This is a genomic window from Olsenella sp. KH3B4 (genome assembly GCA_900111695.1).
GTDB lineage: Bacteria > Actinomycetota > Coriobacteriia > Coriobacteriales > Atopobiaceae > Tractidigestivibacter.
Window position 1 is genome coordinate 61,120 of sequence record FOHD01000004.1, and the last position, 13,366, is coordinate 74,485.

Sequence of the window (13,366 nt, forward strand, 5' to 3'; positions counted from 1 at the left end):
CGGCATGCCTGCGGAGTCCGTGGCGGCTTGACGCCGTGGGGCGCGACGGGTCGCCCATGGGCTAGAGTGAATGGGTTAGGCGAACCAGTTTCTGCGGCGGGTCTTCTCGCCGCGCACCTTTGGAAGGGGAAGCCATGGCAGACATCGTGGAGAAGTCCGGCGAAGATGCCGTCGAGAAGGGCAAGACCATTGCGAGCGCCCACTTCGTGGGCATTGGCGGTGCGGGCATGAGCGGCATCGCCCTCGTGCTCAACAAGCGCGGCTGCAAGGTTACCGGCTCCGACCTCAAGAGCTCCCACTACGTGCGCGAGCTTGAGGACGCGGGTATCGACGTGACCATTGGCCATGACGCTGCGACCATCGACCGCGTCTCTCCCGAGGTCGTGGTGACCTCGAGCGCCATCCCCGAGACCAACCCCGAGGTCGTTCGTGCCCGCGAGCTGGACATTCCCATCTGGCCGCGCGCCAAGATGCTCTCGTACCTCTCCAATAACGCCATCACCGTTGCCGTTGCCGGCACGCACGGCAAGACCACCACGTCGTCCATGATCGCAACGATGCTCGACCGTCTTGGCTGGGACCCCTCGTTCCTCATTGGCGGTGTGGTAGAGGGCTACGACACCAACGGCCGGAACGGTGAGGGCGGCTACTTTGTCTGCGAGGCGGACGAGTCCGACGGCTCCTTCCTCTACCTCAACCCCAACGTGGTGGTTGTCACCAACATCGAGGCCGACCACCTCGACCACTACGGCACCCTCGAGAACATCGAGAAGACCTTCTGCACCTTCATGGGCCTGGTTGGCGAGGACGGCACTGTTGTCGTGAACGGCGACAATCCCCACTACGTGGAGCTTGCCCGCTCGACCGGCCGTCACGTGGTAACCTACGGCTTCGACAAGGGCAACGACTACGTCTGCACCCCCGAGGAGGGGCTGGCGCCGCACCGCCTGGCCATGCGCTTCTCCGTGAAGGCTCCCTCCGGCGTCTCGGTCGACGTGACCATCAAGTCGAACCCCGGCCGCCACAACATGGCAAACGCGACGGCCGCCATCGCCGTGGCCGACGTCCTGGGAGCAGACCTTACCCAGGCGGCCGAGAAGCTCTCCGAGTTCAAGGGGGCGCGCAGGCGCTTCACCCACGTGGGCGACATCGATGGCGTCACCGTGGTGGACGACTACGGCCACCATCCCACCGAGATTGCCGCCACGCTCGACGCCGCCTCGCGGCTGGGCTTCGACCGCATTGTCTGCGTGTTCCAGCCGCACCGCTACAGCCGCACCAAGGCGCTCGAGCCGCTCTTTGCGCATGCCTTTGACAAGGTGGACGTCCTGCGCGTGATGGACGTGTTCTCGGCAGGCGAGATGCCCATTCCGGGCATCTCCGGCAAGACCGTCTCGTCCCAGGTCGAGGCGGCGGGCACGGTGCCCGACGTGGCCTATGTCCCCAACCGCCACGAGCTCATCCAGAACCTCTGCGACACCTGCCGTCCGGGCGACCTGCTCATCACGCAGGGCGCGGGCGACGTTACCCAGATTGGCCCCGCGTTCATTGCCGCCATGCGCGAGCGTGACGAGAAGAAAGACGAGAGGTAGGCGTGAGCGTCTTCAACGCATACATGAGCCTCTCAGGGGCCATTGACGCAGACGTGATTCGTGGCGAGCGGCTCTCCCACCGCACGACGTACCGCATCGGCGGGCCCGCCGCGCTGTTCGTGTGCGCCAACACCTACGAGGCCCTGCTCAAGACCGTCGAGGTCCTGCGTGCCGAGCGCGTGCCCTGGGTCGTCATGGGCAAGGGCTCCAACATTCTTGCCGCCGACGCCGGCTACGACGGCTGTGTCATCACGCTGGGCCGCGAGTTCTCGCGCATGAGCTTTGCCGAGGACGGCCACGTGACGGCAGGTGCCGCCCTTCCGCTCTCGAAGCTCGTCTCTGAGGCCATGAAGCGCTCGCTGACGGGTCTCGAGTTCTGCGCCGGCATCCCCGGCACCGTGGGTGGGGCCGTCTCGATGGACGCGGGGACCCGCCACGAGTGGGTGGGCGCCGTCATCGAGGACGTGGTGAGCCTGCGGCCGGGCAAGGGGCTGGTGCGCCACGCCGCCTCCGAGGTCGAGTGGGGCTACCGCGTGACCTCGCTTCCCACCACCGAGATTGTCCTCGAGGCCACGTTCCGTCTTCAGCCGGGCAACCATGACGCCATCGCGCATGACGTGGAGGAGAGGCTGCGCCGTCGCAGCCAGTCTCAGCCCATGGGAAGGCCCTGCTGCGGCTCGGTCTTCAGGAACCCGGGCTCGCGTTCCGCTGCGGTCATGATCGAGGCCTGCGGCCTCAAGGGCTACCGCGTGGGTGGGGCAGTGGTCTCTGACGTCCACGCCAACTTCATCGTGAACGACGGCGGCGCGCATGCCCACGACGTGGTGGAGGTCATGCGCCACGTCCACGATGCCGTGCGCGACAAGTATGAGATTGACCTCCAGCCCGAGGTCAAGCTGCTCGGGTTTGGGGCATAGGGAGAGCACGGCATGGCGTCAGACGAGAGAAGAAGGCCAACGGCGCGCAAGGCGACGAGGCGGCCAACGCAGGGGCGTCCCGCTCGCCCCTCGCGCCCTACCCCCGCACCGCGTGTCCGTGCCGCGCGTCCAACGCGAGCTCCCAAACCCTCCCCAAAGCCTGAGCGCAGGTCTAAGGCCGCGCCAAGGCCCAATCCGGCGAGGCCTGTCTCGACGTCGGGGTCCAGGCGGGAGCGACTGTCTGCCCTCCGGCCGCAGAGGGCACCTCGGCCACAGGGCGGGCGTGAGGCCAGAGAGGCGCGCGCACGAGAGGTTCGCACCGCGGATGCCATGGGCATTGCCCTGCGCGTCGCGATTGTCGTTGGTCTTGTCGCTGCCGCCCTTGGGGTGGTGTTTCTCGTCCTGAGCAACACCTCGACCTTCCAGATCACCTCGATCGATGCCGTGGCGAGCGACCACGTAAGCGCCGATGACATCCAGAAGCTTGCTAACGTCGAGGAGGGCACGACCCTGCTCAACGTGGACACCAACGCGATTACCCAGAACCTTCTGAAGAACCCCTGGGTGGAGTCGGTGAGTGTGGAGCGCGAGTTTCCCGACAAGCTCAAGATCTCCGTCACCGAGCGCACGGTTGAGGCGGTCGTGGTCATGAGCTCGCGAAGCGTCGCGTGGTACCTGGGGGAGGGCGATGTCTGGCTCGAGCCCGTCAATCTCGACGTATCCGACAATCAGTCCGCAGACGACGTCGCCCTCGAGAAGGCTACGTCAGTGGGGGCCATCCTCATCACCGGGGTACCCGCAACCGTCGATCCGGTGGCGGGCTCCAAGGCTACCGATGACGTGATAACTGCCGTCCGCAGCTACCTCGACGGGTTCTCGTCTGACTTCGCGTCCCAGATCGTGAGCTTCACGGCTCCCAGCGAGGCGAGCATCTCGTGCGTCCTTGCAAGCGGCGTGGAGATCTCGCTTGGGTCCCCCTCGGACATTTCCTCCAAGGAAGAGGTTGTCCAGAGCCTGCTTGCCGAGTATCCGGATGAACTTACCTATATCAACGTTCGCGTGCCCTCGAGTCCCTCGTACCGAAAAATCGAGTCCTCCAACGTGACCGCAGGCACGGGTGCCACGGGCTCCTCGGAGACTGCCTCGACAAGTTCGAACGCGTCCACACAGAGCACTACCTGAGGCAAAACCTCTTAGTCTCAAGCCTTACTTGAGTGTTTTTGTCGTCTAAGACCATGGTGTCTACCTGCGATTTTCACCGTTTGCACAAAGTGTTTGACGAGACCACACCCAATGTGCAAATATACGTCGCTTCGTGGGGAGCATCTGGCTTAACCTGAGGTTTAGGGTTTCTACCAGCGCTTTTCATGGGGCTGGTAGAAAAACGTTACATGAGCGAAGCACGAACGCACCAGCAAGGGCGCTGGCACAGGGCCGCCGCCAACGAGGAGGAAACGATGAAGGACACCGAGGTCCCCAGCAACTATCTCGCCGTGATTAAGGTTGTTGGCGTGGGCGGCGGCGGCACCAACGCCGTGAACCGCATGATCGAGGAGGGCATCCGCGGCGTCGAGTTTGTCGCCATCAACACCGATGCCCAGGCGCTCGCCATCTCCGATGCTGACATCAAGGTGCACATTGGCACCGACATCACCAAGGGCCTGGGCGCCGGTGCCAACCCCGAGGTTGGCCAGGAGGCCGCCGAGGAGAGCCGCGACGAGATCAAGCAGGCGCTCGCCGGTTCCGACATGGTCTTCATCACCGCTGGCGAGGGTGGCGGCACGGGCACCGGTGCGGCGCCCATCGTTGCCGACATCGCCAAGAATGACGTGGGCGCCCTTACCGTGGGCGTCGTCACCAAGCCCTTCTCTTTCGAGGGCCGCAAGCGCTACAACTCCGCTTCAGAGGGCATCAAGAACCTCTCCGAGAACGTCGACACGCTCATCGTGATCCCCAATGACCGCCTGCTCGACCTCTCCGAGAAGAAGACCACCATGCTCGAAGCCTTCCGCATGGCCGACGACGTCCTGTGCCAGGGCACTCAGGGCATCACGGACCTCATCACCGTCCCCGGCCTCATCAACCTCGACTTTGCAGACGTCTGCACCATCATGAAGGGTGCGGGCACGGCCATGATGGGCATTGGCACCGCCTCCGGCGATTCTCGCGCAACCGACGCTGCCTCCGAGGCCATCTCCAGCCCGCTGCTCGAGACCTCTACCGATGGCGCCACGCGCGTGCTGCTCTCCATTGCCGGCAACAAGGACCTCGGCATCCAGGAGATCAACGACGCGGCAGACCTTGTCGCCAAGAACGTCGACCCCGAGGCCAACATCATCTTTGGTACCGTCGTCGACGAGTCCCTCGGTGACCAGGTGCGCGTCACCGTCATCGCTACCGGCTTCAACGACGCCAACATCCAGCCCACGCTGCCCACCATGCCGGTGGCCCGCCCGCAGTCCCAGGCACCCAAGTCCAAGCAGCGCCCCTACAGCGCGCCGGCTCCCGCGAGCCGTCCCGCTGCCCCTGCGGCGAGCGGCGACAACAAGGAGTTCGATATCCCTGACTTCCTGAAGCGCAGCCGCATCTAGAGCCATGTCCGAGCCCACGCTCACAAGGTACCAGTCGCACGGTGTGACCCTTCTGGGGGACGTTTCCGTCCCCCAGGGGGTCTCTCTTGCGTTCACGGAGCGTACGGGCGGCGTCTCCAAGGGCGACTACGCCTCCCTCAACCTGGGTAACGCCTGTGGAGACGATCCGTCCTCGGTGGCCGAGAACCGCCGTCGCGCCCTTGTCGCGCTTGGTGCGGAGGGCTGTGCTGACGCGCTCGTGAACCCACACCAGGTGCATGGCGACAGGATTGTCGTGGTTCGATCCGCAGAGACGGGCTCCGTTCGCACCGCCCAGGCCGATGCCGCGTCGGGTGCAGACGCAATCGTCTGCACGGCCACCAAGGTGCCCGTGCTGCTCTGCTTTGCGGACTGCGTGCCCGTGATCCTCGTGGCGCCCGGTGGCTTTGCCGTGGCGCACTCCGGATGGCGGGGAACCATCGCCCGGATAGGCGCCAAGGCGGCGCGGACCCTTGCCACGGAGACCGGTTCGTCCGTCTCGCAGGTCCTCGCCTACGTTGGTCCCCACATCGGGCGCGAGGACTACGAGGTCTCTCCCGAGCTTGCCGCGCGCTTCTCGGCCGAGTTTGGACCTGGCGTCATCTGGGGCGAGCGCAACCTCGACCTTGGGGCTGCCGTTGTAGGCGCGCTCCTGGACGCCGGGGTGCCCAGACGCTCCATCGCCTGTTGTGATGTCTCGACCGCGTCGGCAACCGAGAGGTTCTTCTCGTACCGGGCCGAGCACGGGTCATGCGGGCGCCACGGCGCCATGGCCGTGATGGCGGGGGAGTAGCGAGGGATGCCCCCTGCGGGGCGTGGTTTTTCATCGAGTTTATGGGAGCTGGTCACCGATGGACGAAACAGAGGACGAGCGCTACGCGGCGTTTCTCGTCAAGCGCAGGGAGGAGATCCTCCAGCGCATAGCCGAGGCTGCCGCTCGTGCCGGGCGCAACCCGGCGGAGGTCGAGCTTCTCGCCGTCTCTAAGACCGTTGATGTGCCGCAGGTCGACCTTGCCTGGAAGGCAGGGTATCGCGCCTTTGGCGAGAACCGCCCCCAGGAGCTTGTCCGCAAGCTTGCGGGCATCGCTGCGTATCCCGAGATGGCCGGCGCGCGCTTTGACATGATTGGCCACCTGCAGACCAACAAGGTGCGCGAGGTCGTGGGCAACGTGACACTCATCCACTCGGTGTCCTCGCTCCACCTGGCCGAGGCCATCTCCAAGCGCGGCGTGGGCCACAATCTGACGAGCGACGTGCTTCTGGAGGTAAACGTCTCAGGGGAGGAGTCAAAGTCCGGCTTCTCGCCCGACGAGGTCCGCGCGTCGTTCGAGGATATCCTGGCGCTTCCTGCCCTGCGCGTTCACGGCCTCATGACCATGGCGCCGGCGCACGACATGGACGCGGCGAGAAGGACTTTCTCCGGTCTGCGCGAGCTGCGCGACGAGCTTGCCGCCCGCGGCGGCCTTGAGCTGCCGGTCCTCTCGTGCGGCATGAGCGACGACTTCCCGATTGCGGTCGAGGAGGGCTCCACAATCGTGCGGCTTGGCAGAACGGTGTTCGATCCCAGGTACGTTCTGGGTTAATCTGGCAATGGGGCGGGGTGTTGGACCCCGCGATACGGATGGGGGAATCATGGGCTTCCTCGACAACATCAGGGATCGTTTCCGTAGGGACGACGGCTACGACGACTACGAGGACGACTACTACGAGGGCGACGACGAGCAGCGCGACCGTGACCGCGAGCGCGGCTATGGCGACCGTCGTCCCACGGGCAGCGCGACCAAGCTCCTTGGCAACACTTCGCGCCCCGAGGCCGAGAGCGTCTCGGTCTACACGCGTTCCGGTCGCCCGGTGACGCAGAACCCCGCCGCGGCCTATGCCGATCAGCGCGACACACGGTCCCGCTCCGCGTACGCAGAGCCTCCTGAGCCCACCTATCGGCCCACGTACGAGCCTCCGGCGCCAAGCCCCGCTCCGGCGGCGCCTGCAGACCTCGGCCGTGGCAGCTCGTCGTCTCGTGTGACCTCCGGCCAGCTTCCTCCCTACGTGCTGCGTCCCGTCTCGTACGACGACGTGCAGTCCGTGGTGAGGCGCGTGCGCACCAACCAGCCCGTCATCCTCATCTTCAAGGGCACCAACATCGAGACCGCCAAGCGCATCCTCGACTTCTGCTACGGCCTGAGCTACGGCGTTGCCGGCTCGGTCGAGGCGCTCGGTGACCGCGTCTTTGCGGTGCTGCCCGCAGGCATCGAGCTCACCCAGGGTGACATCGACAAGCTCGTCGCTGACGGCGACCTCGAGGCGTAGCGTCATGGCTGAGAAGATCGAGCAAGTCATAGGCGTCATAGGCGCTGGGTCCATGGGGTCTGCCATCGCGCGCGGACTGGTGGCCTCCGGTGCCGCCGCGCCCGAGCGCGTCCTTGTCTCCAACCCCTCCGCAGGTAAGCTCGCGCCGCTGGCCGAGCTTGGCATCAAGACCTTCACCAGCAACGGGGAGCTTCTCGCCCAGGACCCTGACACGGTTGTCCTTGCTGTGAAGCCCCAGGTGCTTCTTGGGGTCCTTGCCGAGCACACGGACGGCCTTGCCGGACGTCTGGTGATCTCCATCGCCGCAGGCGTCTCGGTGGCCTCGCTCGAGGCGTCGCTTGCCTCGTCCCGCGTGGTGCGCGCCATGCCCAACCTGCCCGTGCAGGTGCTCTCGGGCGCGACGGCTGTCTGTCCGGGGTCTCGTGCCACCAAGGAGGACCTGGACCTCTCGCTGACGATCTTCTCGGCCTTGGGAAGCGCTGTGGTGCTGCGTGAGGACCAGCTGGATGCCGAGGGCGCTGTGGTGGGTTGTGGGCCAGCGTACGTGGCTCTCCTCGTCGACGACCTCACGCGTGCCGGCGTGGAGCGCGGCCTTCCTGCCGCGGCCTGTCGGGAGCTTGTGCTCTCCACCATGCGTGGCGTGGCCGAGCAGCTCTTGGCTTCGGGCGAGCACCCGCGCGCGTATATGGAGAAAGTGACGTCTCCCGGCGGCACGACGGCCGCGGGTTTGCGCGCGATGGAGTCGGGTATGTTTGAGGTTGCCTGTGCAGGGGTCGACGCGGCGCTGCGTCGTACCTGCGAGCTCTCTAAGGCGGCAGGCGGCAAGACTACCGACGACTGACAGCGAGGACCACTTGAACTACACGATAGCCAACCTAATTGTCCAGCTCTTCCGCATCTACAACATCTTGGTCATCATCTGGTGCGTGCTCTCGTGGATTCCGCGAGGCTCTGGCCTGCTCGATGACTTCCGCGGCGCCATAGGCATGATCGTTGAGCCGTGGCTGGGAATCTTCAGGCGCTTCATCCCGCCGCTGGGAGGTATAGACTTTTCGCCCATTGTGGCGATCTTCGCTCTTGAGGCCATAGAGCGCCTGCTTCTGGCTATACTTTTGTAATGTCATTGCCGCTTGACGGGCGCTGCCCGGGGCGACGAGTCGAAGTGAAAGGGACAAAGATGGCAATCACACCAGCAGATATCGAGCAGCAGACCTTCTCTCCCTCGAAGCACGGCTACGACCCCGAGGAGGTCGACGCCTTCCTCGAGCAGATCTCCAGCGAGGTTGATGCGATGCTCCAGAAGATCGCAGACCTCAAGGGTCGCCTGAATACCGCTGAGCAGCAGCTTTCTGCTTCCCAGGCTCAGGTTGCCAGCCTCGAGGAGCAGCTCAATGCCGCCCCCGAGCGCATGGAAGTCACCTCTGTTGCTCCTACCCCCGCCGCTCCGGATGACCTTGCGGCATCCGAGAGCCAGATCTCTCGCGTGCTCATCGTTGCCCAGCAGAGCGCCGACAAGCTCGTTGCTGACGCGCGCGACAACGCGGAGCGCATCCGCAACGAGGCCGACCAGAAGGCCCGTGAGGTCATTCGCCAGGCGCTTGCCGAGAAGCAGAACGAGCTGGACGAGATTGACCGCCTCAAGCAGTCCCGCGAGGACTTCCGCAGCGAGTACAAGAAGCTCCTGCAGCACTTCATGGACGACGCGGACTCCGTGTTCCCCCAGCAGTCGCTCTCCACGGCTCCCAACGGCTCTGGCGTCGTACCGGCCGCCCGTCCTGCCGCGAGCGCACCCGCGGCGCCCGCTACGACGCCCGCTGGTTCTACCGCTTCGGGCAACGCATCCTTCCAGACCGACTTCGGTGACCTGGACTAGCCTGGACGATTCGCCTGGCGAGAACGACGAGCACAACCTTGATGTGACGGGGAGGCCCCAGCTTGGGGTCTCCCTTTTTGTGGTGCGCTTTTCTCGCCACTCCTCGCTCATTGGACGGTGCGTCGTGCATGCGTTGAAGAGCAGCGCCAATCTGAGGGCAGCACCAATCAGGCTGGGGTATTAGCCCGTTCCACGCGCCATCCGCAAAAGCGCACACGAAAAAGACCGGTTACTACCAGTTTCCTGGGAAAACGCTCCAGGCGAGAAGCCCGAATTGTTTTCGTGTGCGCTTTTGTGGGGATGGAGCCCGGTGGGGAGTACGTTGTTGCCGGTCGGCAAATTCCGTCAGGCCTGCGGTCCCCCGATTCGTCCATCGGTTCTGGAACAGTGCCAATCTGTCTGGTAATCAAACTAGGAAACTATCACGTACGCGCAGAACTGCATGCCCACGACCTAATGTACTTGCGGGCGTCATCTGTGCCGATAAGCGCTGGTTCTATGCGTCATCCCAACGACGAGGACGATGAGAACCTCGTCCCCTATGTCGCGTACGATGCGGTTGTCCCCAGCGCGGTAGCGCCAAATACTGGCAAGATTGCCGACGAGAACCTTGCCGCGACTCGGATTAGCGCCACTTTCGAAATGTCCATGTTCTCTACGGTGAGGCTCAACGTCCCGGCCGTGTTGGTGAGGTTGAAAAAACCAGTCTCCTGCATCGACGCTTTGCTGCACTGGACGATATTCCTTCTCCTCTTCGCGCACGTCTACGTAGGCGACGGCTTTGGCCGTGCCGTTTAGTCAGTCGCATCGCCCATCAGGTGGATCTCTCCCCAATCCTTGAGTTCCATCAGGATGGGGATGAGGGTACGGGCACGAGGCGTGAGACTGTACTCAACACGTACCGGCATCTCGTCGTATTGTTTCCTGTTCACCAGCCCGTCTGCTTCGAGGTCCTTGAGAGACGAGGCAAGCATCGTATTCGTGATGCCGAATACGAGTCTCCTGAGCTCGCCGTAGCGCAATTCCTCCTTCTGTGAAAGCGCAACAAGAAGCAGAATCTTCCATTTGCCACCAACTGCGTCGAGCACGCGCCTCAGGGCGCAGCCCGATCCGGTGATACTTACGAGTACGAGGGGAAACTCATGGTCGGAAAGGTCAATTCTGACGAGTAGCCCGAGCGTGCCCGAGCATTCAATGTCATGAGCATCCCCAGCCTGCTTTATCCTGAAGAACGGTAAAGTTGTCGATCAGATGGTTGGTGCGATGCCAATATCAGAGTTCAAAGGTCGCGTCGATGCCCAGCTTTAGCCTTGGCATGGAATTAAGAGCGCTTGTGCCGGGAGAGCGGTTGGAGGATGTCATTGCCAACTCTCCTCTGGCACTTGTACAGTTTGGGACTGCTTCCTGCGCACCGTGCAGAGCGATCCGTCAGAAGGTTAATCGCTGGCTTAACGAGAGGAGCAAGGAGCCGGGGCATCTTCCAGTGGATGCCGTATACGTCTCGCTTGACGAGCATCCTGCACTCGCTGCCCAAGCGGATGTCCTCTCGGCACCGACGCTTCGTTTCTACGCGCAAGGCAGGCTCTGGGCAGAAGCTGCAGGTTACTTTAGCCTCGAGGAGTTCCTGGACAGGGCGGAGCGCGTAGAGAGGCTCATGCAGGAAAGTGATGAAATTCGCTCCTGAGCTACACCATCCTGGTTCGTAGCCCAGCGAGCGGTGCCAGTCTTTGGCTGGTTGTTTATCTCCGCAACCTGGGGTCAAGTTCCGGTAGCCCGTGCCAGAAACGCTTGGGCATCCACGAGGCCCGAAGGTCATACCCTCGGCTGGCGGCCCCTCGTCCGGGAAGCTCCATGGCCCGATAGAAGCGCTGCCACAGGGCTTGGACCAGGCGCTCGCGCTCGTCCGCCTCGTCCACGCGCGAGGCAAGCATAGCAGCGGTCTCCCCATCGAGACCCACCACGGCACAGCTGGCGTCCCCTGGCTCGTGGAAGATGGCTACGAGGTGACGTGGGTCGACAATCACAAAGCGGTCCTCCTTCATGCGTCTGGCAAAGTGACAGCAGACAAGTGGCAACGTGTTCTCATTGGGCTCGAAGACCGAGACGAAGGTTCCGTCCGGTAGGCGAACAAAACGCACGAATTGGCGCGTGTGCTCGCACTCCGAGGAGACGCGCTGTACCAACTTGGCGAAGGCCAGCGCTTCTGGTGCGCCGACATCCTCGTAGAGACGCTTTCCCTCCGAGAAGCCGAGCCGCAGGTAGCGATGGACTGCCTCCGGCATGCCGCTCTCGTCTGCCGCGCAGGCAAGAACAACGCGACGTGCGCAAGTGGTGCCACAGCTCCTTTCGAAGCCCGCATACACCCGTTTTGCCAGCGCCACAACGGAGCCATCGTCCTCATCTCCAAGGGCAATGACTTTCTCGCCAATGCGCGCCTGTGCCTTGTCTGTGGCGACAAGCCTAACTCGATGGGGGTCTGCGTGTGAGAGATACGTGACTCCAATGGCGGCAAGCACGGATTCTGCGGTACGTTCACAGCACACGACAACGGCCTCGCCGCACGCGAGCACGGAGGAAGCCTCTGCCGTCGCGCGTTCTACGACATTGCCCTTTGTGGCGGGTGCACGCAGGCTAGAACAGGCTAAGCTGTCCCTCTGCTTGTCGTCTGGCTGAGTTGTACTTGCTCCCTGCGGCATCGCTCACCACCTTTCGCCGGATGAGGTCCGCGTCGAGCGGCGCTGCCTGGTCTCGCTTGCCACCGCACGTCACAAAGTAGCACGCCCGCTTGAATGCAATGCCAAGCCCTTGCAGGTCATCCAGGCAGAGCCGCCTAGTGCGCCGAGCGGCAAGTATGCGCCTTGCCCCAACCGGGCCAATGCCGGGCACGCGCAGCAGCATCTCGAGCGATGCGTCCATGACCTCAATGGGGAAACGCTCCATGTGGGCAAGTGCCCAGGCAAGCTTTGGGTCAACGTCGAGGTCGAGCCAGGGACGGCTGGGCGTTGCCAGCTCGTCTGGCGTGAATGCGTAGTAGCGCATGAGCCAGTCCGCCTGGTAGAGGCGGTGTTCGCGCCGAAGGGGCACGGGTGTCTCGCGGTCTGGCAGGCGGCTATCCTCGACCATGGGCATGTATGCCGAGAAGAAGATGCGCTTAAGGCCGTAGTGGTCATACAGGGACTTCGAGAGCTGCAGGATGTGGTTGTCGTCCTCGGGGGTGGCCCCAATGATGAGCTGCGTGGACTGGCCTGCCGGCACAAACTTGCGGAGCGCATTGGGAACGGCACTCGCAGGCCGGCCGAGCGTGTAGCGTGCCCCAGCCGAGGTGACCTGCATCCCCTCGGAAACATGGCTGGACGACCGTCCACTCCTTCTCGCCAAAGCCCTTTTGCCGGCGGGGGAGTCGAGTAGCTGCCGTTCTTCCTCGCGTCTTGTGGTGGCAATCTGTGCCATAGGTGCCATGACGGAGGAGGCATCCTTGTCCGGACAGAGTGCCGTGAGCGAGGCCCTGCTGGGAAGCTCAAGGTTCACGGAGAGCCTGTCAGCGAGGCGCCCCAGCCGGTCTACAAGCTCTGGGGAGGTGTCCGGAATTACCTTGGCATGGACGTACCCGTTGAAGCGGAACTCTCCCCGAAGCGCTTCCAGGCAGGCAATCATGCGCTCGGTGGTGTTATCCGGGTTGCCCAGGACTGCCGAGGAGAGAAACAGCCCCTCGATGTAGTTGCGCTTGTAGAAGTCAAGGGTGAGCTCCGCAAGCTCCCGTGGCTCGAACGTTGCCCTAGGGCAGCTGGCACCACGGCGGTTGACGCAGTAGGCGCAGTCGAAGCTGCACGCGTTTGACATGAGCACCTTGAGCAAAGTGATGCAGCGCCCGTCTGCCGAGAAGGAATGGCACAATCCACTCGCGCAGGCATCGCCCACCATGCCCTCGCGCGGCCCCCGCGTTACGCCAGACGAGGTGCACGCCGCGTCAAAGCGCGCTGCCTCGGCGAGAATTCCCAGCTTGGTGAGCTTGTCCATGGCACCTCCTGGTATGACGCAGTAACAGAACGAATGTTCCACTCAAGTCTA

Annotated in this window: 15 protein-coding genes; 12 read left to right on the forward strand and 3 right to left on the reverse strand. The window is 63.7% G+C overall.

Features of this window, described 5'->3' with window-relative positions; translation table 11 throughout:
• The first annotated feature begins 134 nt into the window (after positions 1-134).
• The 11 genes from murC to BMX94_RS04905 all read left to right on the forward strand — a co-directional run bounded on the left by murC (position 135) and on the right by BMX94_RS04905 (position 10,096).
• Positions 135-1,592: a UDP-N-acetylmuramate--L-alanine ligase gene (gene murC / locus BMX94_RS04855; protein WP_091004373.1), complete on the forward strand. Its 1,458-nt coding sequence runs from the start codon at positions 135-137 to the stop codon at positions 1,590-1,592.
• 2 nt (positions 1,593-1,594) lie between these two features.
• Positions 1,595-2,509 carry a UDP-N-acetylmuramate dehydrogenase gene (murB, locus tag BMX94_RS04860; RefSeq protein ID WP_091004375.1) on the forward strand — a complete coding sequence of 305 codons (915 nt, stop codon included), beginning with the start codon at positions 1,595-1,597 and terminating at the stop codon, positions 2,507-2,509.
• 330 nt (positions 2,510-2,839) lie between these two features.
• On the forward strand, positions 2,840-3,691 hold the full coding sequence (locus BMX94_RS04865; RefSeq protein WP_177171330.1) for a cell division protein FtsQ/DivIB: 852 nt from the start codon (positions 2,840-2,842) through the stop codon (positions 3,689-3,691).
• Positions 3,692-3,966: 275 nt separating this feature from the next.
• The gene (gene ftsZ / locus BMX94_RS04870) at positions 3,967-5,100 is read left to right on the forward strand and encodes a cell division protein FtsZ (protein ID WP_091004378.1); all 1,134 of its coding nucleotides are present in this window, start codon (positions 3,967-3,969) and stop codon (positions 5,098-5,100) included.
• 4 nt (positions 5,101-5,104) lie between these two features.
• Entirely contained in the window at positions 5,105-5,911 is an 807-nt protein-coding gene (locus BMX94_RS04875; protein WP_091004380.1) for a purine nucleoside phosphorylase YfiH/LACC1 family protein, read from the forward strand.
• A 58-nt stretch (positions 5,912-5,969) separates the two neighbouring features.
• Positions 5,970-6,701: a YggS family pyridoxal phosphate-dependent enzyme gene (locus BMX94_RS04880; RefSeq protein WP_091004382.1), complete on the forward strand. Its 732-nt coding sequence runs from the start codon at positions 5,970-5,972 to the stop codon at positions 6,699-6,701.
• Positions 6,702-6,750: 49 nt separating this feature from the next.
• Positions 6,751-7,425: a cell division protein SepF gene (gene sepF, locus BMX94_RS04885; RefSeq protein ID WP_091004384.1), complete on the forward strand. Its 675-nt coding sequence runs from the start codon at positions 6,751-6,753 to the stop codon at positions 7,423-7,425.
• Between the two features lie 4 nt (positions 7,426-7,429).
• On the forward strand, positions 7,430-8,266 hold the full coding sequence (gene proC / locus BMX94_RS04890; protein WP_091004386.1) for a pyrroline-5-carboxylate reductase: 837 nt from the start codon (positions 7,430-7,432) through the stop codon (positions 8,264-8,266).
• Positions 8,267-8,279: 13 nt separating this feature from the next.
• Positions 8,280-8,543 carry a YggT family protein gene (locus BMX94_RS04895; RefSeq protein ID WP_286160026.1) on the forward strand — a complete coding sequence of 88 codons (264 nt, stop codon included), beginning with the start codon at positions 8,280-8,282 and terminating at the stop codon, positions 8,541-8,543.
• A gap of 59 nt (positions 8,544-8,602) precedes the next feature.
• The gene (locus BMX94_RS04900) at positions 8,603-9,298 is read left to right on the forward strand and encodes a DivIVA domain-containing protein (RefSeq protein ID WP_091004388.1); all 696 of its coding nucleotides are present in this window, start codon (positions 8,603-8,605) and stop codon (positions 9,296-9,298) included.
• Between the two features lie 498 nt (positions 9,299-9,796).
• Positions 9,797-10,096 (forward strand): hypothetical protein, encoded by a 300-nt coding sequence (locus tag BMX94_RS04905; protein ID WP_091004389.1) that lies wholly within the window; start codon positions 9,797-9,799, stop codon positions 10,094-10,096.
• Here BMX94_RS04905 and BMX94_RS04910 read toward each other — a convergent pair.
• The gene (locus BMX94_RS04910; RefSeq protein ID WP_286160027.1) at positions 10,093-10,386 is read right to left on the reverse strand and encodes a winged helix-turn-helix transcriptional regulator; all 294 of its coding nucleotides are present in this window, start codon (positions 10,384-10,386) and stop codon (positions 10,093-10,095) included. The genes BMX94_RS04905 and BMX94_RS04910 overlap by 4 nt on opposite strands.
• 260 nt (positions 10,387-10,646) lie before the next feature.
• Here BMX94_RS04910 and BMX94_RS04915 point away from each other — a divergent pair, with 260 nt between their 5' ends.
• Positions 10,647-10,982 (forward strand): thioredoxin family protein, encoded by a 336-nt coding sequence (locus BMX94_RS04915; RefSeq protein ID WP_177171331.1) that lies wholly within the window; start codon positions 10,647-10,649, stop codon positions 10,980-10,982.
• Between the two features lie 55 nt (positions 10,983-11,037).
• On the opposite strand, the gene BMX94_RS04920 is transcribed toward BMX94_RS04915, so the two are convergent.
• Both BMX94_RS04920 and BMX94_RS04925 read right to left on the reverse strand, forming a co-directional pair.
• Positions 11,038-11,868 (reverse strand): TIGR03915 family putative DNA repair protein, encoded by an 831-nt coding sequence (locus tag BMX94_RS04920; RefSeq protein ID WP_177171332.1) that lies wholly within the window; start codon positions 11,866-11,868, stop codon positions 11,038-11,040.
• Between the two features lie 61 nt (positions 11,869-11,929).
• The gene (locus tag BMX94_RS04925) at positions 11,930-13,315 is read right to left on the reverse strand and encodes a putative DNA modification/repair radical SAM protein (protein WP_091004396.1); all 1,386 of its coding nucleotides are present in this window, start codon (positions 13,313-13,315) and stop codon (positions 11,930-11,932) included.
• Positions 13,316-13,366: the final 51 nt, after the last annotated feature.

What these genes read in the sequence shown, in the direction of transcription:
- BMX94_RS04900 (WP_091004388.1), top strand. Translation starts at nt 8,603, where the DNA reads ATGGCAATCACACCAGCAGATATCGAGCAGCAGACCTTCTCTCCCTCG.
- BMX94_RS04865 (WP_177171330.1), top strand. Translation starts at nt 2,840, where the DNA reads ATGGGCATTGCCCTGCGCGTCGCGATTGTCGTTGGTCTTGTCGCTGCC.
- ftsZ (WP_091004378.1), top strand. Translation starts at nt 3,967, where the DNA reads ATGAAGGACACCGAGGTCCCCAGCAACTATCTCGCCGTGATTAAGGTT.
- proC (WP_091004386.1), top strand. Translation starts at nt 7,430, where the DNA reads ATGGCTGAGAAGATCGAGCAAGTCATAGGCGTCATAGGCGCTGGGTCC.
- sepF (WP_091004384.1), top strand. Translation starts at nt 6,751, where the DNA reads ATGGGCTTCCTCGACAACATCAGGGATCGTTTCCGTAGGGACGACGGC.
- BMX94_RS04905 (WP_091004389.1), top strand. Translation starts at nt 9,797, where the DNA reads ATGCGTCATCCCAACGACGAGGACGATGAGAACCTCGTCCCCTATGTC.
- BMX94_RS04880 (WP_091004382.1), top strand. Translation starts at nt 5,970, where the DNA reads ATGGACGAAACAGAGGACGAGCGCTACGCGGCGTTTCTCGTCAAGCGC.
- murC (WP_091004373.1), top strand. Translation starts at nt 135, where the DNA reads ATGGCAGACATCGTGGAGAAGTCCGGCGAAGATGCCGTCGAGAAGGGC.
- BMX94_RS04925 (WP_091004396.1), bottom strand. Translation starts at nt 13,315, where the DNA reads ATGGACAAGCTCACCAAGCTGGGAATTCTCGCCGAGGCAGCGCGCTTT.
- BMX94_RS04875 (WP_091004380.1), top strand. Translation starts at nt 5,105, where the DNA reads ATGTCCGAGCCCACGCTCACAAGGTACCAGTCGCACGGTGTGACCCTT.